Origin of the sequence: Streptomyces sp. NBC_01241, assembly GCF_041435435.1 — a bacterium.
GTDB lineage: Bacteria > Actinomycetota > Actinomycetes > Streptomycetales > Streptomycetaceae > Streptomyces.
Genome location: NZ_CP108494.1, coordinates 2675552 through 2699451 on the forward strand (window position 1 = coordinate 2675552; position 23900 = coordinate 2699451).

General features: G+C 70.7%; 18 protein-coding genes and 1 pseudogene. 5 read left to right on the forward strand and 14 right to left on the reverse strand.

The genetic code is table 11. The features are described 5' to 3' along the window. Positions 1-78 precede the first annotated feature (78 nt). From OG306_RS11695 to hrcA, 4 genes are all read right to left on the reverse strand, one after another. The gene (locus OG306_RS11695) at positions 79-825 is read right to left on the reverse strand and encodes a 16S rRNA (uracil(1498)-N(3))-methyltransferase (protein ID WP_371665267.1); all 747 of its coding nucleotides are present in this window, start codon (positions 823-825) and stop codon (positions 79-81) included. Next, the gene (locus tag OG306_RS11700; protein ID WP_327259314.1) at positions 822-1895 is read right to left on the reverse strand and encodes a nitronate monooxygenase; all 1074 of its coding nucleotides are present in this window, start codon (positions 1893-1895) and stop codon (positions 822-824) included. Before OG306_RS11700 ends, OG306_RS11695 begins: the two co-directional genes overlap by 4 nt. Positions 1896-2067: 172 nt before the next feature. Then, positions 2068-3204: a molecular chaperone DnaJ gene (gene dnaJ / locus OG306_RS11705; RefSeq protein ID WP_266746132.1), complete on the reverse strand. Its 1137-nt coding sequence runs from the start codon at positions 3202-3204 to the stop codon at positions 2068-2070. After that, entirely contained in the window at positions 3205-4221 is a 1017-nt protein-coding gene (gene hrcA, locus OG306_RS11710; RefSeq protein WP_266746133.1) for a heat-inducible transcriptional repressor HrcA, read from the reverse strand. Positions 4222-4417: 196 nt separating this feature from the next. Between hrcA and OG306_RS11715 the strand changes: the two genes are divergently transcribed. Next, positions 4418-5140, forward strand: coding sequence for an MBL fold metallo-hydrolase (locus tag OG306_RS11715; RefSeq protein WP_266906767.1), 723 nt, complete (start codon positions 4418-4420; stop codon positions 5138-5140). A gap of 25 nt (positions 5141-5165) precedes the next feature. Then, complete coding sequence (locus tag OG306_RS11720; protein WP_266746135.1) at positions 5166-6002, forward strand: DUF3097 domain-containing protein; 837 nt, start codon at positions 5166-5168, stop codon at positions 6000-6002. A 45-nt stretch (positions 6003-6047) separates the two neighbouring features. Here OG306_RS11720 and hemW read toward each other — a convergent pair whose 3' ends face one another. From hemW to lepA, 4 genes are all read right to left on the reverse strand, one after another. After that, the gene (hemW, locus tag OG306_RS11725) at positions 6048-7289 is read right to left on the reverse strand and encodes a radical SAM family heme chaperone HemW (RefSeq protein ID WP_266746136.1); all 1242 of its coding nucleotides are present in this window, start codon (positions 7287-7289) and stop codon (positions 6048-6050) included. 111 nt (positions 7290-7400) lie between these two features. Continuing rightward, positions 7401-9326 (reverse strand): ATP-binding SpoIIE family protein phosphatase, encoded by a 1926-nt coding sequence (locus OG306_RS11730; RefSeq protein WP_266907720.1) that lies wholly within the window; start codon positions 9324-9326, stop codon positions 7401-7403. A gap of 210 nt (positions 9327-9536) precedes the next feature. Next, positions 9537-11426, reverse strand: a complete 1890-nt coding sequence (locus tag OG306_RS11735; protein ID WP_266746137.1) for an AMP-dependent synthetase/ligase — start codon at positions 11424-11426, stop codon at positions 9537-9539. Between the two features lie 408 nt (positions 11427-11834). Beyond that, positions 11835-13709, reverse strand: a complete 1875-nt coding sequence (gene lepA, locus OG306_RS11740) for a translation elongation factor 4 (RefSeq protein ID WP_266746138.1) — start codon at positions 13707-13709, stop codon at positions 11835-11837. A gap of 215 nt (positions 13710-13924) precedes the next feature. On the opposite strand from lepA, the gene rpsT reads away from it, so the two are divergent. Continuing rightward, positions 13925-14191 carry a 30S ribosomal protein S20 gene (rpsT, locus tag OG306_RS11745; RefSeq protein WP_124717766.1) on the forward strand — a complete coding sequence of 89 codons (267 nt, stop codon included), beginning with the start codon at positions 13925-13927 and terminating at the stop codon, positions 14189-14191. A 327-nt stretch (positions 14192-14518) separates the two neighbouring features. Here rpsT and holA read toward each other — a convergent pair whose 3' ends face one another. Continuing rightward, positions 14519-15505 carry a DNA polymerase III subunit delta gene (gene holA, locus OG306_RS11750; RefSeq protein WP_266746139.1) on the reverse strand — a complete coding sequence of 329 codons (987 nt, stop codon included), beginning with the start codon at positions 15503-15505 and terminating at the stop codon, positions 14519-14521. Positions 15506-15844: 339 nt separating this feature from the next. Here holA and OG306_RS11755 point away from each other — a divergent pair. Then, positions 15845-16763 (forward strand): annotated as a pseudogene (locus OG306_RS11755) (aldo/keto reductase); the annotation flags it as partial. An 83-nt stretch (positions 16764-16846) separates the two neighbouring features. Continuing rightward, a complete protein-coding gene (locus OG306_RS11760; protein ID WP_266746140.1) occupies positions 16847-17092 on the forward strand; it encodes a hypothetical protein in 246 nt (81 codons plus the stop codon). 24 nt (positions 17093-17116) lie between these two features. Here the strand turns inward: OG306_RS11760 and OG306_RS11765 are convergent, their stop codons facing one another. The 5 genes from OG306_RS11765 to OG306_RS11785 all read right to left on the reverse strand — a co-directional run bounded on the left by OG306_RS11765 (position 17117) and on the right by OG306_RS11785 (position 23813). Next, positions 17117-18001, reverse strand: coding sequence for a YceI family protein (locus OG306_RS11765; protein ID WP_266746141.1), 885 nt, complete (start codon positions 17999-18001; stop codon positions 17117-17119). Between the two features lie 210 nt (positions 18002-18211). Beyond that, positions 18212-20815, reverse strand: a complete 2604-nt coding sequence (locus OG306_RS11770) for a ComEC/Rec2 family competence protein (protein ID WP_266746142.1) — start codon at positions 20813-20815, stop codon at positions 18212-18214. Next, complete coding sequence (locus OG306_RS11775; protein ID WP_323183848.1) at positions 20812-21246, reverse strand: ComEA family DNA-binding protein; 435 nt, start codon at positions 21244-21246, stop codon at positions 20812-20814. Before OG306_RS11775 ends, OG306_RS11770 begins: the two co-directional genes overlap by 4 nt. Before the next feature lie 857 nt (positions 21247-22103). After that, the gene (locus tag OG306_RS11780; RefSeq protein WP_266746144.1) at positions 22104-22949 is read right to left on the reverse strand and encodes a DegV family protein; all 846 of its coding nucleotides are present in this window, start codon (positions 22947-22949) and stop codon (positions 22104-22106) included. Positions 22950-23057: 108 nt separating this feature from the next. Then, positions 23058-23813 carry a hypothetical protein gene (locus tag OG306_RS11785; protein ID WP_266746145.1) on the reverse strand — a complete coding sequence of 252 codons (756 nt, stop codon included), beginning with the start codon at positions 23811-23813 and terminating at the stop codon, positions 23058-23060. Positions 23814-23900 lie beyond the last annotated feature (87 nt).

Consider the following 23900-nt stretch of genomic DNA (forward strand, 5'->3'; position numbering starts at 1 on the left):
AGCTTCTCACCGTTCCCCCACGAAATGGTAGACGGCTTGCGGCCATACCGGAGTTGGCGCCGGAGCGCGAGAGAGGGCTTACGACCAGCGGCCGGTGCGCCCCAGCAGCAGTGCCGTCGCCGCCGTGCCCGCCGTCGAGGTGCGCAGGACGGACATTCCGAGCCGGCAGGTGCGGGCGCCCGCCCCGGCGAAGACCGCCAGTTCGTCCGGCGACACACCACCCTCGGGGCCGACGACCAGCACGATCTCGCCCTGGGTGGGGAGTTGGACGGTGGCCAGCGGCTCGCTGTCGTGTCCCCGGTCCTCGTGCAGGGCGGCGGCGAAGTCCGCCGTGGCCAGCAGCGCGGCAACCTGCTTGGTCGTCATCGCGTCCGCCACCTCGGGAAACCGCACCCGGCGCGACTGCTTACCGGCCTCCCGGGCGGTGTTGCGCCATTTCGCGAGGGACTTGAGTCCACGGTCGCCCTTCCACTGCGTGATGCAGCGCGAGGCCTGCCAGGGCACGATCGCGTCGACACCGGTCTCCGTCATCGTCTCGACCGCGAGCTCGCCGCGGTCACCCTTGGGCAGGGCCTGGACGACGGTGATACGGGGCGTGGGCCGCGGCTCCTCGCGGACCTCCACCAGGTCCATGACCACGAGCCGGTCCTTGCCCTCGGCGGCCCTGACGACCCCTTGCGTCCACCGGCCGTGGCCATCCGTCAGTACGACGTCCTCGCCGGCGCGCAGCCGCTTGACCGATACGGCGTGCCGCCCCTCGGATCCTTCCAGGACGAACTCGGGCCCGCCCGGGACCTGTTCGACGACGAAGACCGGTGCGGTCACTGCGTACTCCCTGTGTTCACGGCCGTCCGTGCGGCGTCCAGTTCCTCGACGAGCAGTTCGATCAGCCGGCCGGCGGGCAGCTCGCGGGCCAGCCGGTGCCCCTGGCCCGCCCACAGCGCCATGCCCTGGGCGTCGCCGGCCTTGGCCGCCGCCTTGCGCAGACCGGCGGTCAGGTAGTGGACCTGCGGGTAGGCGGCGGGGGCGTACGGGCCGTGCTCGCGCATGAAGCGGTTGACCAGGCCGCGGGCCGGGCGGCCGGAGAAGGCCCGGGTCAGGGCGGTCCGTACGAACAGCGGGTTGGTCAGCGCCTGTTTGTGCAGCGGATTCGCCCCGGACTCGGGGCAGACGAGGAATGCCGTGCCGAGCTGCGCCGCCGCCGCGCCCGCGGCGAGCACCGCCGTGATCTGGGAGCCGCGCATCAGCCCGCCGGCGGCGATGATCGGCACCTGTACGGTCTCGCGGACCTGGGCCACCAGGGAGAGGACCCCGATCCCGGTGCCGTCGGTCTGCGGGTCGTCGCGATGGGTGGACTGGTGGCCGCCCGCCTCTATGCCCTGCACGCAGACCGCGTCGGCGCCCGCCCACTGGGCGGCCTGGGCCTCCTCGGGCGTGGTGACCGTCACGACGGTGTACGTGCCGACCCCGGCGAACGCGTCGAGGGTGTCCCGGGTCGGGCAGCCGAAGGTGAACGAGACGGCCGGGACCGGGTCCTCCAGGAGGATCGCGAGTTTGGCGTCGTAGTTGTCGTCGCCGCCGGAGTCCGGATCGCCGAGCGGCGTCTCGTACCAGGTGGCCTCACCGGCGAGTTGGTGCCGGTACACCTCGACGGCGCTCGGATCGGCGAGTGCGGGCTGCGGCATGAAGAGATTGACGCCGAAGGGCTGACCGGTCAGCCCGCGCAGCTGCTTGATCTCGTGGTACATGCCGTCCGCCGTCTTGTACCCGGCGGCGAGGAAACCAAGACCGCCCGCTTCGGCGACGGCCGCGACGAGCTCCGGACAGGAGACACCCCCTGCCATCGGGGCCTGCACGATCGGATACCGGCAGAGATCGGTCAACACGGATGACATGACCGCATCGTGTCACGTCCCGCTCACCTCGGCGTGCCCAGCCCCGGGTCCTCTTTGTCCTTAAATCTATCCTCGAACGCCGGACGGCTCGGCAAGCGAGCCCGTCCGGCGTTCAGGGACGGCGTTCAGGGACCGTACGCAGGACGGGCGCGCGGGCGATCCCCAGGGACCGTCAGCGGCCGTTGAAGGCGTCCTTCAGGCGGGAGAACAGCCCCTGCTGCCCGGGCTGGAACTGGCCGGTGGGCCGCTCCTCGCCGCGCAGCTTCGCGAAGTCCCGCAGCAGTCGCTCCTGCTCCGGGTCCAGCTTCGTCGGGGTCATGACCTCGACGTGCACGATGAGATCGCCGCGCCCGCCGCCCCGCAGATGCGTGATGCCGCGGCCGTGCAGCGGGACCGACTGGCCCGACTGCGTGCCGGGCCGGATGTCGACCTCCTCCAGGCCGTCGAGCGTCTCCAGCGGCACCTTGGTGCCGAGCGCGCCCGCCGTCATCGGGATGGTGACCGTGCAGTGCAGATCGTCGCCGCGGCGCTGGAACACCGAGTGCGGCAGCTCGTGGATCTCCACGTACAGGTCGCCGGCCGGGCCGCCGCCGGGGCCGACCTCGCCCTCGCCCGCGAGTTGGATGCGGGTGCCGTTGTCGACACCGGCGGGGATCTTCACGGTGAGCGTGCGCCTGGACCGGATGCGGCCGTCGCCGGCGCACTCCGGGCACGGCGTCGGCACGACCGTACCGAAGCCCTGACACTGCGGGCAGGGCCGCGAGGTCATGACCTGGCCGAGGAAGGACCGGGTGACCTGGGAGACCTCACCGCGGCCGCGGCACATGTCACAGGTCTGGGCGGAGGTGCCGGGAGCGGCGCCCTCGCCGTTGCAGGTCGCACAGACAACCGCCGTGTCGACCTGGATGTCCTTCGTGGTGCCGAACGCGGCCTCGGCGAGATCGATCTCCAGCCGGATCATCGCGTCCTGGCCGCGCCGGGTGCGCGAACGGGGCCCGCGCTGCGACGACGTACCGAAGAACGCGTCCATGATGTCGGAGAAGTTGCCGAAGCCACCCTGTCCGAATCCACCGGCGCCACCGCCGCCGGAGGCGGACAGCGGGTCGCCGCCGAGGTCGTAGACCTGCTTCTTCTGCGCGTCCGACAACACCTCGTAGGCGGCGTTGATCTCCTTGAACCGCTCCTGGGTCTTCGGATCGGGGTTCACATCCGGATGCAGCTCGCGAGCGAGCCGCCGGAATGCCTTCTTGATCTCGTCCTGAGATGCGTCGCGGCGCACGCCGAGTACGGCGTAGTAGTCCGTGGCCACTTACGACTCCGCCAGGATCTGTCCGACGTAACGTGCCACTGCGCGTACCGCTCCCATCGTTCCGGGGTAGTCCATGCGGGTCGGTCCGACCACGCCGAGTTTGGCGACTGCTTCGTCGCCCGAACCGTAGCCGACCGCGACGACGGACGTGGAGTTGAGCCCCTCGTGGGCGTTCTCGTGCCCGATTCGTACGGTCATGCCCGAGTCCTTGGCCTCGCCGAGCAGCTTCAGCAGCACGACCTGCTCCTCCAGTGCCTCCAGCACCGGCCGGATCATCACAGGGAAGTCGTGCCCGAAGCGGGTGAGGTTGGAGGTGCCGCCGATCATCAGCCGCTCCTCCGTCTCCTCGACGAGGGTTTCGAGCAGGGTGGAGAGCACGGTGGAGACCGTTCCCCGGTCCTCGCTCTCGAATGAGTCCGGCAGATCCTGCACCAGTTGCGGGACATCCGCGAAGCGGCGCCCGACGACCCGGCTGTTGAGCCGGGCCCGCAGATCGGCGAGCGACGTCTCACCGAACGGGGCGGGACAGTCGATCATGCGCTGTTCGACCCGGCCGGTGTCCGTGATCAGCACGAGCATCAGCCGGGCGGACGCCAGCGACAGCAGCTCCACATGCCGCACCGTGGACCGGGTCAGCGAGGGGTACTGCACGATGGCGACCTGCCGGGTCAGCTGCGCGAGCAGCCGTACGGTACGGCCCACGACGTCGTCGAGGTCGACCGCGCCGTCGAGGAAGTTGTGAATGGCACGGCGTTCCGGCGACGAGAGGGGCTTGACGCCCGCGAGCTTGTCGACGAAGAGCCGGTAGCCCTTGTCCGTCGGGATGCGTCCCGCACTGGTGTGGGGCTGGGCGATGAAGCCCTCGTCCTCCAGCACCGCCATGTCGTTGCGGACGGTGGCCGGGGAGACCCCCAGCTTGTGCCGCTCGGTGAGCGCCTTGGAACCCACGGGCTCCTCGGTGCCGACATAGTCCTGGACGATGGCGCGCAGCACTTCGAGTCTGCGTTCGCTGAGCATCGCGCACACCTCCAGCTGTGTTCCTCGTGGTTCTCGGGCCGTTCCTGGTTCATTCCCAGGAATCCGCCTGGCACTCTGTCGTCGCGAGTGCCAGCGACCCCCCGGCCAGTGTACGGCGGCCGAGTGGGGGCCTAGCAAGGGCGACCGGCACGCTACCCCGAGAGACCGCGCAGGTCGTTGCCGATAGCGTCGCTGTATGTATGTCTCTTGGGAAGAGTTCGGCTGGGAGCGACTCGGTCACGGAATGGGCCGTCGGCGCCTTCCCGGATGGGATGCGACCGTCGCACTGGTGGCCGGAGAGGAGGGAGTGCTGCTCTACGACACCGGATCGACACTCCGCGAAGGCGCCGAAGTACGGGCTCAGGCACAGGCCCTGCTCGGCCGCAAGGTGACGCATATCGCACTCAGCCACCCTCATTTCGACCATGTGCTGGGCACCGCGGCGTTCTCCGGCGCCCAGGTGTACGGGGCGGTCGGCATGGCGGGCCTGCTGACGTCCGGGGCGGACGCCCTGTACGCCTCCGCGGTACGCCACGGGGTGTCCGAGCACGACGCGGCGGAGGCCACCGGTGTCGTGGTGGCGCCGCACCACGAGGTGTGCGGTGAGTGGACGCTCGATCTGGGGGGCGGCCGCCAGGTGCTGCTGGCGAACGTGGGCCCCGCCCACAGCGGCCACGACCTGGCCGTGCTCGTGCCCGGCTCCCCCACGGTGGTGCTCTGCGGGGACCTGGTCGAGGAGTCCGGCGAACCGCAGGCGGGCCGGGACGCGGTCCCGTCGCGCTGGCCGGCCGCGCTGGACCGGCTGCTGGAACTCGGGGGCGAGGACGCGGTGTACGTGCCGGGGCACGGGGCGGTGGTGGACGCGGCGTTCGTCAGGGGGCAGCGGGACCGGCTGGCCGCCCTCTTCGGCGTGTCGTGACCGGTTCCCGTCCTATCGTCTTCCGATGCGCAGTTACCAGCCGGACCTGACCCCGCCGTGGAAGAGGTCCGCCCCCGTTCCCGAGGTCCCCGCCGAGCCCGATCTGGTCGTGGAGGAGGTCTCCACCGGATTCTGCGGTGCGGTGATCCGCTGCGAGAAGACGGCCCAGGGTCCGACGGTGACCCTGGAGGACCGTTTCGGCAAGCACCGGGTGTTCCCAATGGAACCGCGCGGCTTCCTGCTGGAGGGCCGGGTGGTCACGCTCGTACGGCCGTCGGCCACCGCGCCCGTGCGCCCGGCGCGCACGGCCTCGGGCTCGGTCGCGGTCCCCGGGGCGCGCGCCCGGGTCGCGCGGGCGGGCCGGATCTATGTGGAGGGCCGCCACGACGCGGAGCTGGTCGAGCGGGTCTGGGGCGACGATCTGCGGGTCGAGGGCGTGGTCGTCGAATACCTGGAGGGCATCGACGACCTCCCGGCTGTCGTGCGCGAATTCTCCCCCGGCCCGGACGCCAGGCTGGGCGTCCTGGTCGACCACCTGGTTCCCGGCTCCAAGGAGTCCCGGATCGCGGACCAGATCTCGGACGCGAACGTGCTGGTGGTCGGCCATCCCTACATCGACGTATGGGAGGCGGTGAAGCCGTCGTCCGTGGGGATCGACGCCTGGCCGGTGATCCCGCGCGGCCAGGACTGGAAGACGGGCGTGTGCCGCGCGCTGGGCTGGGAGGAGAACACGGGCGCGGCCTGGCAGCGGATCCTGTCCACGGTGCGCTCGTACCGGGATCTGGAGCCGGCCCTGCTGGGCTCCGTGGAACACCTGATCGACTTCGTGACGGCGCCGGACACAAGCCCCTCCGGCGTTTGAGGAGCGGGGGCGCGGGGGCACCCGCGCCCCCGCCTGCCCGCCCCCTCAGTCGACCAGGTCCCGCACCACCGCGTCCGCCAACAGCCGTCCCCGCAACGTGAGTACCGCCCGCCCCTCCCCGTACGGCGCCGGCTCCAGCAGCCCGTCCGCCACCGCCCGGCCCGCCGCGGCCAGCCCCGCCGGTGCCAGCAGCGACAACGGGCATCCGTCCACGAGCCGCAGCTCCAGCAGGATCCGCTCGACCCGCCGGTCCTCCGCGGAGAGGATCTCGCGCCCGGCCCCCGGCGACCGCCCCTCGGCCAGCGCCTGCGCGTACGCCCCCGGATGCTTCACGTTCCACCAGCGCACCCCGCCGACATGGCTGTGCGCCCCGGGACCGGCACCCCACCAGTCGGCGCCCCGCCAGTACAGCTCGTTGTGCAGGCACCGTCCCTCGGGCGTGCGGGACCAGTTCGACACCTCGTACCAGGAGAAGCCCGCCGCGGCCATCGCCTCGTCCGCGATCAGGTACCGGTCCGCGTGGGCGTCGTCATCGGTCATCGGGATCTCGCCGCGCCGGATCCGCCGGGCCAGCTGCGTGCCCTCCTCGACGATCAGCGCGTACGCCGACACGTGGTCCGGCCCCGCCCCGATCGCCGCGTCCAGCGAGGCCCGCCAGTCGTCGTCGGACTCCCCGGGCGTTCCGTAGATCAGATCGAGGTTGACGTGCTCGAAGCCCGCCTCCCGCGCCTCGGCGACACATGCCTCGGGCCGGCCCGGCGTGTGCGTGCGGTCCAGGATCTTCAGCACGTGCTGCCGCGCGCTCTGCATCCCGAACGAGACCCGGTTGAAGCCGCCCTCGCGCAGCTCGGCCAGATACGCCGGATCGACGGATTCCGGGTTGGCCTCGGTGGTGATCTCGGCATCGTCCGCGAGCCCGAACTCCGCACGGATCGCGCCCAGCATCCGTACCAGGTCCCCGGCGGCCAGCAGCGTCGGCGTGCCGCCGCCGACGAAGACCGTACGGACCGGACGCGGATCGTCGCCGAGGATCTTGCGGGCCTGGCGGACCTCGCCGATCAGATGGGCGGCGTAGTTGTCCCGGGAGGCCAGCGCACCGCCGGAGCCGCGCAGCTCGGTGGCGGTGTAGGTGTTGAAGTCGCAGTAGCCGCAGCGGGTCGCGCAGTAGGGCACATGCAGGTAGAAGCCGAGCGGCCGGTCGGCGGCGCCTTCCAGGGCATGGCGGGGCAGCGCCCCGTCGTCGGGTACGGGTTCACCATCGGGCAGTACGGAAGGCATACCGCCCATTGTCGCTCGCCGCCGGGGAACCCCGGGACACGTCCATGATCACGAAGGCCGCCCGTCCGTCGTCGGACGCGGGCCGGGTGAGGCCGGGCGCCCGTCCCCGGCCTCCTGGCCTCACCCCGCCTGCAGCACCAGCAGCGCCAGATCGTCGTCGGGCGGCCGCTCGGCGAATTCGTGCACAGCCCGCTTGATGCGGTCCGCGATCCCGTCCGCCGACAGCCCGGCGCAGTCGGCCAGCGCACGGGCCAGACCGTCCCCGTCATCGAACATCAGCGCCCCGGAGCGCCGCTCCGTCACGCCGTCCGTGACGCACAGCAGACTGTCGCCCGGTGCCAGGTCGAAGCTCTGGCTCTCGTACGCGACGTCGTCGAAGATCCCGAGCAGCATCTGCGGCTCGGCGGCCGGGCGCACCGAGCCGTCGGGCCGCAGATGCAGGGGCAGCGGGTGGCCGGCGCTGGCCACGGTGCAGCACACGCCGCCGTCGGGCAGCGGCACCAGTTCCCCATACAGCAGGGAGAGGAAGCGGGACTGCCCGGTGTCCGCCGTCTGCTGGCCGCCCGCCGCCGCCACCATGAGCGCGGCCGCCTCGGCGGCCTCCATCGCATCGTCCAGGAGCAGCCGGTTGAGCCGGTCCAGCACCTCGCCGACGCCGAAACCCTCACGGGCCAGCAGCCGCAGCCAGGGCCGGGCCAGACCGGTGACGACGGCGGCTTCGGGGCCGCTGCCCTGGACGTCGCCGAGAACGAAGCACCAGCGGTCGCCGGGGCACGGGAAGATGTCGTAGAAGTCTCCGCCGACGACCCCGTCGTCACTGGGTTCGTACACCAGTGAGCTGGTGACGCCGGGTATGTCGGCGACCTTGCCGGGCAGCAGTGCGCGTTGCAGGATGCGGCTGATGGTGGCCTGCCGGGTGTACGCGCGGGCGGCGCCGACGGCGAGGCCGACACGACGTACGAAGTCCTCGATCAGGGCGGTCACTTCGTCGGGGACGCGTGCGGTGCCCTCGCGGCCGAGGAATACGGCGCCGAGGGTCCGGCCGCCCGAGGTGATCCGGTAGGCGAGAGCGGACTCGGGGGGCTCGTCGACCTTCTCGCCGTCCTCCTCTCCCCCGGGCCAGGGCAGCGAGACGGGCCCGGTGCCCACCCGCTCGGGCAGCCGGATCGGGTCCTGCTCCAGCAGCGTACGCAGCTGCCCGGTCTCGGCCTCGTCGCGGTGCCAGACGCTGGCGAGCCGGGGCACTGCCGCGGGACCGCCGTTCTCGGGTTCCAGCCAGATCGCGCACCAGTCGGCGAGTCTGGGCACCAGTAACTGTCCGGCGAGCGCCGCCACGATGTCCTCGTCGAGCTGGCCGGCGAGCAGGTCCGAGGCCTCGGCGAGGAACGAGAGAGCGCCGCGGCCCGCCCAGTCCGCGCCGTCGCGCAGGGCCCGCCGGGCGCTGGGGGCGAGCAGTTCGGCGGCGCGCAGTCCCTGCTGGAATCCGGGCTCGGTGGACGGTTCGGGGAACGGGTTCCAGTCGTCGACGGGGAGCCGGGCCCAGACCGTCTTGAGGCCGGTGCGGTAGGTGATGCCCCAGCGCTCGGCCAGGGTACCGACGAGCTGGAGTCCACGGCCGTACTCGGCGGGATCGGCGGAGCCGGTGGTGGCCCCGCTCTCCGCCGCGTCGGCCGGGTCGCCGTCCTCCGGACGTTCGCTGCGCACGGCGCGGGCCGGGTGATGGTCGGAGACCTCCAACACCAGAGCCGCGGCCTCGTCCTCGGTGGCCTCCTCCAGCCGGCACAGCAGCTCGACGTTGGTCCCGGCGTGCACGACCGCGTTGGTGACCAGCTCGCTGACGACGACCGCCGCGTCGTCGGCCAGCCGCTCGCTGAAGCCCACGGCCGCCGGCAGTCCGAGCCCGCTCCATTCGGTGAGCGCCGCCTCGACGAACCGGCGGCCGGCGGAGGGTGCGAGGAGGTTTCCGGGCAGGGACGTACGGGCGACGGGCCGTGCGTCCGCATGGCCGACGGTGTTGCCGGGACGTTGAACGATGTCCCGCTGCAAGGGAATGGGCCCCACGGTGCAGCTCCTGACCTGTTCGCGCTCTGTCTGTTCTCGTTCTGTCTGTCTGTTCTCGCTGGGCGCCACTGACGACACCGACAGAGTGACAGATGGGCCATGCCCATAAGCGGCGAGTTGCCGAAGTGGGCGGAGAAAGTGAGCGGAGCGTGACAGGGGCGGCCGCACCGTACGGCCGCCGCCCGAGGAGCTGTGTTACGCCTCGCGGCTCCCCGCGTACATGTCGTCGATGAGGTCCTTGTACTCGCGCTCGACAACCGGCCGCTTCAGTTTGAGACTGGGCGTCAGCTCGCCGTGCTCGATGTCGAGATCGCGGGGCAGCAGCCGGAACTTCTTGATGGTCTGCCAGCGCTGCAGCCCCTCGTTGAGCCGCTTCACGTAGCCCTCGATGAGCACGACGGTCTGCGGGGCGGCCACCACGTCGGCGTACGGCTTCCCGCCCAGACCGTTCTCGGCGGCCCAGCCGAGGATGGTCGGCTCGTCGAGTGCGATCAGGGCGGTGCAGAAGTTACGGTCCGCGCCGTGCACGAGGATGTTGGAGACGAACGGGCAGACCGCCTTGAACTGTCCCTCGACCTCCGCCGGGGCGATGTACTTGCCGCCGGACGTCTTGATGAGGTCCTTCTTGCGGTCGGTGATCCGGAGGTAGCCGTCCACGGACAGCTCTCCGATGTCACCGGTGTGGAACCAGCCGTCCGCCTCCAGCACCTCGGCGGTCTTCTCCGGCAGACCCTGGTAGCCCTCCATCAGACCGGGACCGCGCAGCAGGATCTCGCCGTCGTCGGCGATCCGTACTTCGGTGCCGGGGAGCGGCTTGCCGACGGTGCCGGTGCGGTATGCCTCGCCCGGGTTGACGAAGGAGGCGGCGCTGGTCTCGGTGAGGCCGTAGCCCTCCAGGATGTGGATGCCGGCGCCCGCGAAGAAGTAGCCGATGTCGGGGGCGAGTGCCGCGGAGCCGGAGACACAGGCGCGCAGCCGGCCGCCGAAGGCCTCGCGGATCTTGGCGAAGACGAGGGTGTCGGCGACCTTGTGCTTGGCGCCGAGCGCGAACGGGACGGAGGCCGTGCCGGTGCGCCGGAAGTTGTCCTGCGAGACGGCCGCGTACTCGCGGGCGACCTTGGCCGCCCACTGGAAGATCTTGTACTTGGCCCCGCCACCGGCCCGTGCCTTGGCGGCGACACCGTTGTAGACCTTCTCGAAGATTCGGGGAACGGCGGCCATGTACGTCGGCTGGACCACCGGCAGATTCTCGATGATCTTGTCGACCCGGCCGTCGACAGCGGTGACGTGGCCGACCTCGATCTGGCCGGAGGTGAGGACCTTGCCGAAGACGTGCGCGAGCGGCAGCCAGAGGTACTGGACGTCGTCCTTGGTGATCAGGCCGGTCCCGACGGTGGCCTTGGCCATGTAGGACCAGTTGTCGTGCGGCAGGCGTACGCCCTTGGGGCGGCCGGTGGTGCCCGAGGTGTAGATCAGGGTGGCCAGCTGGTCGGACGTGATCGCGGACACCCGCTCCTCGACCGCGCCGGGGTTCTTCGCCAAGTGCTCTGCGCCGCGGGCCTCCAGGTCGGCGAGGGTGAGCACCCAGCCCTCGGGGTCGCCCTCGGCGGGCCCGGCGTCCTCGGGGTCGATGACGACGACATGGGCGAGGTTCGGCAGCTCGGCGCGGCGCTCGCGGGCCTTGGCCAGCTGGCCGGCGTCCTCGGCGATCAGCACCCGGCTCTCGGAGTCGGAGAGGATGAACGCCGACTCCTCGGCGTTGGTCGACGGGTAGATCGTGGTGGTGGCGGCGCCCGCGCACATCACACCGAGGTCGACGAGGATCCATTCCACGCGGGTACTGGCGGCGAGTGCGATCCGCTCCTCCGGCTGGACGCCCAGACCGATCAGCCCTGCCGCGATGGCGTACACGCGCTCGGCGGCCTGTGCCCAGCTCAGCGACTTCCACTCGTCGGGCCCCTCGCCGGCGGCCGACGGGACGGGGTAGCGGTAGGCCTCCCCGTCGGGGGTGGCCGCCACGCGGTCGACGAAGAGGTTCGCCACGGAGGGCGGTCGGTTATCGATCAGGGTCTGTGTGTCGCTCACGACGTCCTCCGGGCCTGCGGCGGTACTTCACGACCGGCTGCTTGTTCCTGCTGACTGTGCTTGTTCCTGTTGTTCCTGTGCGTGTCCTGCGTACGTCTGCGTTTCTGTCCTGCGGCACCTGGCCTGCGGTGGCCGGCCTGCGGTGCCCGATCCAGCTTGTTTAACTGGCGAGTAACTACGAAGCCGTGATCAGGGTAGAGCGCGCGCGTCCGCCGCGTAAGAGGCAACGGGCCGCCGCTTCATAACGAACGAGCCCCTGTGTCGCAGTGCGCTGCGACACAGGGGCCCGTTGGGCTACCACCGAGTAGGGGGCGGGACGGAACCGGACTGCGGGCCCGATCCGGAACCGGACTGCGGGCGCGATCCTGAACCGGAGCCGGGAGCCGGCCCTCGGCCTCGCGGCGGGGGCTACTTCTTGCCCTTGCCCTCCCCGCCCGACTCGTCCGTCGACAGCACGGCGATGAAGGCCTCCTGCGGCACCTCCACATTGCCGACCATCTTCATCCGCTTCTTGCCTTCCTTCTGCTTCTCCAGCAGCTTCCGCTTACGGGAGATGTCACCGCCGTAGCACTTGGCGAGGACGTCCTTGCGGATGGCACGGACCGTCTCACGGGCGATGACCCGGGAGCCGATGGCGGCCTGGATCGGCACCTCGAAGTTCTGCCGCGGGATCAGCTCGCGCAGCTTGGCGACGAGCCGCACGCCGTACGCGTACGCCTTGTCCTTGTGCGTGACCGCGGAGAACGCGTCGACCTTGTCGCCGTGCAGCAGGATGTCGACCTTGACGAGCTGGGCGGACTGCTCGCCGGTGGGCTCGTAGTCGAGGGAGGCGTAGCCCCGGGTCTTGGACTTCAGCTGGTCGAAGAAGTCGAAGACGATCTCGGCGAGCGGCAGGGTGTAGCGGATCTCGACCCGGTCCTCGGAGAGGTAGTCCATGCCGAGGAGGGTGCCGCGCCGGTTCTGGCAGAGCTCCATGATCGCGCCGATGAACTCGCTGGGGGCCAGGACCGTGGCGCGCACGACGGGCTCGTGCACCTTGTCGATCTTGCCCTCGGGGAATTCGCTCGGATTGGTGACGGTGTGCTCGGTGCCGTCCTCCATCTCGACGCGGTAGACCACGTTGGGGGCGGTGGCGATGAGTTCGAGGCCGAACTCGCGCTCCAGCCGCTCGCGGATCACGTCGAGGTGGAGCAGGCCGAGGAAGCCGACGCGGAAGCCGAAGCCGAGCGCGGCGGAGGTCTCCGGTTCGTACACCAGGGCGGCGTCGTTGAGCTGGAGCTTGTCGAGCGCCTCGCGCAGGTCCGGGTAGTCCGAACCGTCCAGCGGGTACAGGCCCGAGAACACCATCGGCTTGGGGTCCTTGTAGCCGCCCAGCGCCTCGGTCGCGCCCTTGTTCAGGGAGGTGATGGTGTCACCGACCTTGGACTGCCGGACGTCCTTCACACCGGTGATGATGTAGCCCACCTCGCCCACGCCGAGGCCGTCGGCCGGGGTCATCTCCGGGGAGGAGACCCCGATCTCCAGCAGCTCGTGGGTGGCGCCGGTGGACATCATCCTGATGCGCTCGCGCTTGTTGAGCTGACCGTCGACGACACGGACGTACGTGACGACACCGCGGTACGAGTCGTAGACCGAGTCGAAGATCATCGCGCGGGCGGGGGCATCGGCTTGGCCGACCGGGGCCGGTACGTCCTTGACCACACGGTCGAGCAGCGCTTCCACACCGAGGCCGGTCTTCGCCGAGACCTTGAGCACGTCCTCCGGCTGGCAGCCGATGAGGTTGGCCAGTTCCTCGGAGAACTTCTCCGGCTGCGCGGCCGGCAGGTCGATCTTGTTGAGGACCGGGACGATGGTGAGGTCGTTCTCCATCGCCAGGTAGAGGTTGGCCAGCGTCTGGGCCTCGATGCCCTGCGCGGCGTCGACCAGCAGGACCGTGCCCTCGCAGGCGGCGAGCGAGCGGGAGACCTCGTAGGTGAAGTCCACGTGGCCCGGGGTGTCGATCATGTTGAGGATATGGGTGCGGCCCTGGTCCTCACCCGTTTCGGGCGCCCAGGGCAGACGCACCGCCTGGGACTTGATGGTGATGCCACGCTCGCGCTCGATGTCCATCCGGTCGAGGTACTGAGCGCGCATCTGCCGCTGGTCGACCACGCCCGTCAGCTGAAGCATCCGGTCGGCAAGGGTCGACTTGCCGTGGTCGATGTGCGCGATGATGCAGAAGTTGCGGATCAGCGCCGGGTCGGTACGGCTCGGCTCGGGCACGTGGATAGGAGTCGCGGGCACGCAGGGTCCTGATTCTTGAGACGCCGAACGCCGTGTCTCGGGTCGATGTCGGTTCGGTCGGATCGATACGTAGCCTCCATCGTCCCATGGTTGCGGGGCGGAGACCGGTTTGGGCCGGTCGGAGCGGGGCTGGTACCGTTGACAGCTGTGCCTCGCGACCCTCTCGGGCCGTGCGGCGCACATCGAAGATCCAACGAACCTGAAAAGGCTCTTTCGTGGCGAACATCAAGTCCCAGATCAAGCGGAACAAGACGAACGAGAAGGCGCGCCTGCGCAACAAGGCCGTCAAGTCCTCGCTCAAGACCGCTATCCGCAAGGCCCGTGAGGCTGCCGCCGCCGGTGACGTCGAGAAGGCCACCACGGCCGCTCGCGACGCCTCCCGCGCGCTCGACAAGGCCGTCTCGAAGGGTGTCATCCACAAGAACGCCGCCGCCAACAAGAAGTCGGCGCTGGCCTCCAAGGTTGCCTCCCTCCAGGGCTGAGCTTTCTGAGTTACCGCCGGAACGGACCAGCGGGCCCTCTCTCCCGCCCCTGACCGGCCCCCGCGCCGCACACCGAACCTGCGTTCGCCACGCGGGTGCGGCGCACCGAGTGTGATCCGAAGGCCCTGGCCTCCGCTCTCCCCAGAGCGAGGCCGGGGCCTTCGGTGTACGCCCCGCTCGGGCCGCGCTGTGTTTTTTGCGGTCCGGCCACCGCTTTCCTGCCGCTTCTCGCGATCCGGTTACCGGCTTCCCACCGCTTCTCGCGATTCCGTTTCCGGCTTCCCTACCGCCCTTCGCGGTCCGGCCATCGCTTTCCCACCGTCCGGCCTACCGTCCGGACCGCGCTGCCCGCGCCACCGCGACCACGGCCTTCTCCAACGCGTACTCCGGGTCGTCGCCGCCGCCCTTGACTCCCGCGTCCGCATCCGCGACCGCCCGCAGCGCCACGGCCACGCCGTCCGGCGTCCACCCCCGCATCTGCTGACGCACCCGGTCGATCTTCCACGGCGGCATGCCCAGCTCACGGGCGAGGTCCGCGGGGCGCCCTCCGCGGGCCGAGGACAGCTTGCCGATGGCCCGTACGCCCTGCGCCAGCGCGCTGGTGATCAGCACGGGCGCCACTCCGGTCGACAGCGACCAACGCAGTGCCTCAAGCGCTTCCGCCGCCCGTCCTTCCACCGCGCGGTCGGCGACGGTGAAGCTCGACGCCTCGGCTCGACCCGTGTAGTAACGGGCGACGACCGCCTCGTCGATCGTGCCCTCGACATCCGCGACGAGCTGCGAGACCGCGCTCGCCAGCTCCCGCAGATCGCTGCCGATGGAATCGACCAGCGCCTGACACGCCTCGGGGGTCGCCGAGCGCCCCAGCGCCCGGAACTCCGACCGTACGAACGAGAGCCGCTCGGCCGGTTTGGTCGTCTTCGGACAGGCGACCTCCCGTGCCCCGGCCTTGCGCGCCGCGTCCAGCAGCCCCTTGCCCTTGGCGCCGCCCGCGTGCAGCAGAACGAGGGTGATCTCCTCGACCGGATCGCCGAGGTACGCCTTGACGTCCTTGATCGTGTCGGCGGAAAGGTCCTGCGCATTGCGCACGATCACCACCTTGCGCTCGGCGAAGAGCGACGGGCTCGTCAGCTCGGCGAGGGTGCCGGGCTGGAGCTGATCCGAGGTGAGGTCGCGGACGTCCGTGTCGGGGTCGGAGGCGCGGGCCGCCGCCACCACCTGTTGCACGGCGCGGTCGAGGAGCAGGTCCTCCTGGCCCACGGCGAGCGTGAGGGGGGCGAGCGAGTCGTCGGTGGAATTCCTTCTGGTGGCCATCGCCGTCCAGCATCCCACGCGCCACTGACAGTCGCCGGACTCCCCACCCGCCTCGTGCGGGCGCCGGGGCAGCCCCGCTGTCCGGCATGCGGGCGCCGGGGCAGCCCCGCTGTCCGGCGTGCTGACGCCAGGCATCCGATCACCGGGAGCCGTCGGATGCTGAAAATCTCCGCTCAACGGATCGGGAGATTCAGCCCGCTGGTACGGTCCCGGCCGCCGTATGAGATCCAGCGAGTACCAGGAGTAGCAGGAGGGGTTCCGAAATTGAACTCGCCAGCGATTCCTTATCGTCGACTCGGCAACACCGGTCTGAAAATCTCCGCCCTCGGGCTGGGATGCATGGGAATGAGCCAGACCTATGGAACACCGGACGACAGGGAATCCATCAGGACAATCCACCGCGCTCTCGAACTCGGCTGCACTTTCTTCGACACCGCGGAGTCGTACGGCCCGTTCGTCAACGAGGAACTCTTGGGCAGGGCGCTGCAGGGCCGCAGGGACGGCGCGGTGGTCGCGACGAAGTTCGGCTGGGAGTACGAGGGCACCCGGCGCGGCGCGCTCAACAGCCGGCCCGAGCGCATCCGGCGGGTGGTCGACGAGAGCCTGATACGGCTGGGTACGGACCGGATCGATGTCCTGTATCGGCACCGGGTGGACCTGGAGGTGCCGATCGCGGACGTGGCGGGTGCGGTCGGCGAACTCATCGCGGCCGGAAAGGTTCTGCACTTCGGCCTCTCGGAAGCCCGTCCGGGCACCATCCGGCGGGCTCACGACGTCCGTCCCGTCGCAGTTCTGCAGACCGAGTACTCCCTGTGGGAACGTCATCCGGAGCTGGAGATTCTGCCGGTGATCCGGGAGCTGGGTATCGGTCTCGTTCCCGATTCTCCGCTGAGTCGTGGATTCCTGACCGGCACGGCGGTCCGCGCGGAGGAATATCCGGAGAACGACTACCGCAGGCACGATCCGCAACGGAGCGATAATTTCAGGATCAATTCCGCAGCTGCCGACGTGGTCCGGAATGTCGCCCGTGAGCGCGGCGCGACCCCGGCGCAGATATCGCTCGCCTGGCTGCTGCACCAGGGCGACGACGTTTGTGCCGATCCCCGGCACGAAGCGCAGGGCGACTCTGGAGGAGAACCTTGCCGCGACGGAACTCACGCTCGGCCCGGACGACCTGCGACGCCTGACTGCGGCGCCGCCGCCGTCGGTGGTCGCCGGTAGCCGATATCCCGAGAGCGTCATGCACATGAACGATCGTCAGGCACTCGACGCCACTGGCTCGGCAGTCCGGTGCGGACCGGACCTGACCGCGCGGTGTACCCGGTACGGGAGAATGGGCAGGTGAGCGATGTGAGACATGTGCTGGTGCTGCCCGACCGCGACGCCGCGGAGGAGGTGGCCGGAGAGCTCGGCGACCGCTTCGGGGTCACCGAGGAGCCCCAGCTCGTACGCGACGCACTGGCCGGCGAGGACGACGCCGAGGACGCCCAGTGGCTGGTGGTCGTGGAGGACCCGGCAGCGCGGCTGGACTCCGCGGCGCTCGACGCGTTCGCCGCGGAGTACGACGGGTGGCTCGAAGCGCCCTGACGGGGCGCCTGGGGGCCTGCCGGCTCAGCTCTTGGGGACGATCTGGATGTCCATGTCGATGGCGATGCTGGAGCCGACGGCCGCGATGCCTCGGGCCAGCATGGTCTGCCAGGTGAGAGTGAAGTCCTCGCGGTGCAGTTCCGTGGTGGCCCGGCAGGCGGCGCGGGTCTCGCCCTCCAGGCCGCTGCCCAGGCCGAGGTACTGGGTGTCCAGCGTGACCGTACGGCTGACACCGTGCAGAGTGAGCGCGCCGGTCACGCCCCAGCGCGTGCCGCCGCGGTGGACGAAGCGGTCGCTGTAGAACTCCAGCGTCGGGTAGCGGCCCACGTCGAGGAAGTCGCTGGAACGCAGATGGTCGTCGCGCATCTGTACGTTCGTGTCGATCGAAGCGGCGTCGATGATCACGTGCATGGCGGAGCTCTCCATGCGGTCGGCGATCCGGACGGCACCGGCGAAGGTGTTGAACCGGCCATGGATGCGCGCCATACCGATGTGCCGGGCCGTGAAGCCGATCTGTGAGTGCATCGGCTCGACCTCCCACTCGCCCGGGGCGGGCAGCTGCGGGGGCGCAGACAGCTGCAGCGTCACATCACCGAGGCTCGCGTGGCCGCCCTCGACGACCGTGGCCGCGCCGTGGAACGGGGTGAAGCCCTCGGCCGTGACGGCCAGTCGGTACTCACCGGCCGGGACGGTGGCGAGGACGCTGCCGTACGGATCCGTCTCACCGCCGACGACCTTGCGGCCCGCGCTGTCCGTGACGACGAACTCGGCCTGCGGCACTATCTCGTTGACGGGATCGAGCACCCGGCAACTGAGCACTCCCGCGGTGCGTGGCACCTCGAAGCCGGCAAGAGCGTTGCCTCGCGCGGTATCCGTCGTTCTCTTGCTTCCCAGCCAACGGCCGAACATCTTCTACCTACCCTCGGGGGCGATTCACCTTGGGCCCTGACGGCTGGACGTCCTCGTCGGAGCAGCGGCCCACCGACGAGCATTCATTCGATCACCAATGTGGCGTTCGAGGCAAACGCAGCAGCTCGCAGGAGCTTGCGTAGAGGTGTTACCGATGGTCCGAATTGGCCACTTCGTTTGTGCGCCCGGCCGGCGCGCCGGAGCTCGGGCTCATGAGCTGCCCACCGCGCTCAGCCCCGTCCCGGCACCCGTCACGGCGATCGCGCCGTCCGTGTCCGTGCGCAGCACCACCGCGCCACCCGCTCGGAGCGCGTCGACGGTGCGCGGGGCCGGATGCCCGTACGGGTTGTCCCTGCCCACGCTCACCAGGGCGAGTCTCGGGCGCGCAGTGTGCAGCAGAGCGGGGTCCTGATGGGCGGAACCGTGATGGGCGACCTTGAGCACATCCACCGGCGGCAGCGCGGGATACCTGTGCAACAGCCCTTGCTGCGCCGGAGGTTCGAGGTCGCCCAGGAGCAGCAGGGACAGCCCGCCGGTCCGTACGTAGAGAGTGACGCTGGCATCATTCGGCTCCTGCGGTACGGGCCCCGACACGGCTCCCTGGTACCCCGGTGCGCCGCCCGCTCCCCTGCCTCCCGCCGGCCACAGGACTCGCCAGTCGAGGGGCCCGATCCTGCGCCGTTCACCGGGGACCGCCCGCACCATGGGGACGCCCGTCGCGGCGGCCGTTCTCCGGACGAACGCGACCTGGTCCAAAGGCTCGTCCAGGTTCGTCGCCTGGATCGCCCCGACCGCTCTGCCCCGCAGCACACCGGGCAACCCCCGTACATGGTCCGCGTGGAAATGCGTGAGGATCAGAAGCGGCACCTCGGTGATGCCCAGGTCGCGCAGACATCGATCGACGAGCCGCGGATCGGGACCGGCGTCGACGACCACCCCCCGGCCCTCCCCAGCGGCCAGTACCAGGGAGTCCCCCTGACCGACGTCGCACATCACGAACGCCCAGTCGGGCGGCGGCCATCCGGTCAGCACACGGGTGAGCGGAACCGGGCGCAGCACCGCGACGATCAGCAGCAGCGCGGCGGCCGAGCATACCCATGGATGGCGGACGATACGCCGGGCGGACAGCACCACCACTGCCGTCAGCACGGCGAGCAGTAACGCACCCTTCCCGCCGTCGGGCCAGTCGATTTCCGCCCCGGGCAGGGCTGCCCCGGTGCGGGCCACCGAAGCGATCCACCCGGCCGGCCACCCCGCGAGCCAGGCCAGCAGCTCCGCCACCGGTATGGCCACCGGCGCCAGGGCGAGCGCGGCGAACCCGAGGACCGTGGCCGGTGCCACCGCGAATTCGGCCAGCAGATTACACGGGATCGCCACCAGACTGACCCGGGAGGCGAGCAGGACGACGACCGGCGCGCACACGGCCTGCGCCGCGGCGGCCGCGGCCAGCGCCTCGGCGAGCCGGGACGGAATCCGGCGTCGTTGCAGCGCCTCGCTCCACTTCGGGGCGATGGTGAGCAGGGCACCGGTGGCCAGGACGGAGAGGACGAAGCCGTAACTGCGTGCCATCCACGGGTCGTACAGAACAAGCAGAAGGACCGCGGCGGCCAGCGCGGGGATCAGCGATCTGCGGCGCCCCGTGCCGATGGCGAGCAGGGTGATCAGCCCGCAGGCCGCGGAGCGCAGCACGCTCGGCTCCGGCCGGCAGACGACGACGAAGGCCAGCGTGAGCCCGCCGCCGAGCAATGCGGTCATCCGCAGCGACATTCCCAACCGGGGTGCCAGACCACGGCGTTCGACACGCACGGCCATGCCCGGTGGCCCGATCAGGAGAACGAGCAGGATCGCCAGGTTGGCTCCGGAGACCGCCATCAGGTGGGTGAGGTCGGCCGATTGGAAGGCATCGTGCAGTTCCGGAGTGACCCGTGAGGTGTCACCGACCACCAGGCCGGGCAGAAGCGCCCGCGCATCGGGATCGAGCCGCTCGGTCGCCTCCCGCAGACCGCCACGCAGAGCGCCGGCCAGCCGCTGGACCGCGGAAGGGGGCCCGGTGACGTGCGGCGGGCCCTTGCCCTCCGGCCGGAGTACGGCGGCGTTGTGCTCGCCTTCGTGCAGGGGTGGCGCCAGTCGGCCTCCGACGCGCAGTCGTGTGGAGGGGAGCAACTCCTGCCACCCGGCCGTCGATCCGCCGGGCGAGACGATCAGCAGCACCGGCGTGCGCAGCCGGGTGACCGCACCGTCGGGCCCGGTCAGCCGGGTGATCTCGGCATCCATGAGGAGGGAGGCGGGTGTGCTGTGGTCGCCGCGCACCCGGGGCGCGGTCTGCCTGGCATCGGACGTCACCGTCACCTCCGCGTCCACTCTCGCGAACCGCTGGGCCAGCTCGTGGACCGGACCCTGCCGTACGTCCGCGCTGTGCCAGCCGGCCGACGCGGCCCCGGCCGCCGCGCAGAGCAGTGCCGCAGCGGTTGCAGTTGCGGTGGTGTACGGCCGCTGCCGGTGGCGTACCACGCCCTCGTCATCTGCCGTCCCTCCCCCGGTACCGGCCGGCAGTCCTCGCATCGCGCGGGTCGCCGACATTCCGGACGTCGCCAGGAGCACCATGGCCGCGCCGACACAGAGCATCACGCCCGTCGTGGTCCACCTTCCCGGCACGCCGAGCGCGAGCGCCGCTCCGGCCCAGGCCGCCAAGGCCGGCGGGACCAGCCGAAGGTCTAGTGGGCCTTCCTGCCGCGGGTCGGAGGCACCCAGCCGCCGGCCCGAGGCCGCATGGACGTCCGAGTGGTTCTCCAAGTGGTTCTCCGAGTGGTTCATGGCACCACCAGAGGCTGGAGGTCGGCGAACCGGCGATCGCCGATCCCGTTGACTTCGCGGAGTTCGTCGACGGAACGGAAACCGCCGTGCTGGGTGCGATAGTCGACGATGCGCTGGGCGAGAACCGGACCGACGCCGGGCAGGGAGTCGAGTTGTTCGACGGTCGCCAGATTGAGGCTGACCGTTCCCGTTGTGGTGCCGCCGCTGCCGGTGCCGGTGCCGCCCGTGGCGGCACCTCCCGTCCCGCCCATGACCGGAGGGCCCGGTGGAGCGCCCACCACGATCTGCTCCCCGTCCATGAGCACCCGCGCCCGGTTGAGCCCGGCGAGGTCGACACCGGGCCGGGCTCCGCCCGCGGCCCGGATCGCGTCGGCGACCCGTGCGCCGGACGGCAGTTGATGGATCCCCGGCAGTCGCACCTTCCCGCTCACATCGACGACGATGTGCCCGCCCGACCCTGTCGCGGGTGGCGGCCCCGGTAACGGCTCCGGCGCTGCCGCCACCCCTGGCGACGGCTCCGATGTCCCGGCGTGCGCAGCTTCGTTGACCGGATCAGGAGCTCGTACGGAATGGGGGCGCGCGGACCAGAAATGCACTGCGGCGAAGACCGCGGTCGCGATCAGGACGACAGACAGCGCGGCAAGGGTCCTTGGCTCCAAACCGCATCTGAGCCGAAGCCACACCGGAATCCGCTCCCGCAGCGCGGGTGCCACCCTCGCCCGCAGCCCCGGAGCCGGCGCAGAAACCGGTGTCGAGGCCGGCGCAGAAACCGGTGTCGAGGCCGACGCAGAAGCCGTAGTCGTAGTCGTAGCCCTACCAGGAGCGGGACTTGGTGTCGGGCTCGGGGCAGGAGCCGGAGCAGAAACAGAACCAGGAGCAGGAGCAGGAGCAGGAGCCAACGCCGAAGCGGGAACGGGCGCCGGAGCCACTGCCACCCCGAGCGCGGGCCGCGCGACCCGTCCGCCGTGTGCCCCTCCCATGAGGGCGTCCGCCCGCTGCCGCGAAGCCGCCGCCACAGCGCCCGCACGTCCGCGCGAGGGCCGTCGTCGTCCGGGTCCGAGGCCGGGACCGCTACGGGCGCGGCCCGGGCCGGGGCCGCTGCCGCTGCCGCTGCCGCTGGTTGCACGATGTGATCGGGGAGCCATGCCTCACGACGGTAGGCACATCCGTCCGAGCCCGCTGAGCGGACCTGATTTCGGTGGACAACCGAGCAGTTGTGGATATCTCGGCCACCCCGAGGAGTGAAATCCGAGGGCCGATATCCAAGGAGCAGGGCCGCGAACCGGCTTCAGCGCGGCGAGACCACGGCCCCGAGCAGTCCGGGCCCGGTGTGCGCGCCGATCACCGCGCCCACCTCGCTGACATGCAGATCGACCAGGCCTGGCACCCGCTCGCGCAACCGCTCGGCAAGCCGCTCGGCCCGCTCGGGTGCCGCCAGGTGATGCACGGCGATGTCCACCCGGTCGCCGCCCGAGCGTTCCACGACGATCTCCTCCAGGCGCGCGATGGCCTTCGAGGCCGTCCGCACCTTCTCCAGCAGTTCGATGCGGCCACCATCCAGTTGGAGCAGCGGCTTCACGGCGAGCGCCGATCCCAGCAGCGCCTGCGCCGCACCGATACGACCGCCGCGACGCAGATAGTCCAGCGTGTCGACGTAGAAGTACGCGGAGGTACCCGCGGCCCGCTTCTCCGCGGCTGCGACGGCCTCGTCCAGGCTCCCGCCCGCCTCCGCCGTCTCCGCCGCCGCCAGGGCGCAGAATCCCAGGGCCATGGCGACCATCCCGGTGTCCACCACCCGCACCGGAACCGATGCGTCCTTCGCCGCGAGCAGGGCGGCATCGTATGTGCCCGAGATCTCGGCCGAGAGGTGCAGCGAGACGATGCCGCCGGCTCCGGCCTCGGCCGCCGCCCGGTACTCGGCGGCGAAAACCTCCGGGCTGGGCCGGGAAGTCGTCACGGGACGACGCTTCTGGAGCGCCAGTGCGAGGGAGCGGGCCGAGATCTCGGTGCCGTCCTCCAGCGCCTGATCACCGAGGACGACGGTCAGCGGCACCGCGGTGATGCCGTGCCGCTCCATCGCCTCGGGCGGCAGGTAGGCCGTGGAATCGGTGACGATCGCGACATGGCGGGACATGAGCGGGAGGTTACCTGGCGGGTCCTCGGCTCGGCAGTCCGACCCCGACCGAATGATCGCTCCGGACCGCTTCGGACCGCATCGGGTCACCGCCGGTCGTCGAACGTCTCAGTTCGTCGTTTCGGGCCGAGCCGCCTTCTGCCACGGGTACTCGGTCCGTCCTTGCGGGTCCGGAGCCGTGATCGCCTGCGCCGTACCGTCGGCGGCCCCTCGTTCCTGCCCCGGCCGGCTCGGCTGCCCTTGCCTCTGTCCTTGCCCCGTCCCCCACCCTTGTCCCTGGCCCTGTCCTTGGCCCTGGCCGTGGACCGGTTCGTCCGGCTCCACCGTCCAGTGCCGCAGCGCCCCGGCCTCGACATCGATCTGCGCATTCAGCGCGTCCAGATCGTCGTCGGCGAACTGTCGCGCCCGGTCCCGCGCGGCCCATCGCAGCGAATCCGCGGAGTGTGTGATCCGCTCCGTACGCTGCTTCAGGCCCGGCAGCATCGACGCGACGATCGCCCGGTCGGGCTCGCGCTCCAGCCTCTTCAGGTCGTCGTCCAGCTCACGCCCGTGCGTCCTCAGCCGCTGGAAGAGGCCCAGTGACTCCGAGAGCGAGGCGTCTTCGGCGCCCCCCGTCTGCAACGCCTCCTGCGTGGCCCGCATGGATGTGCGCAGCGCGAGCCGCAGCTGCGCCAGCTCTCCGCCCACGCCCGCCTGGCCGTAGCTCTTGGCCCGCAGCGTGGTGTCCTCGACGGTCCGGCGCGCCTGCGTGATCGTACGGTCCACACCACGCTTCGCCACGCCGATGGCCTTGACGCTCACATACACGCCCAGGGCCACGAACGCGAAAAAGAGCAATCCCAGGATGAGGATCACGGCTTCCATGAGCGCCCCTCGCATCTCGTTTCGGCTGCCGGATGCCGGCCCCTCCACCGTAAACGGAAAGGGCAGGCCGAGGGTTCCTTCGGAACC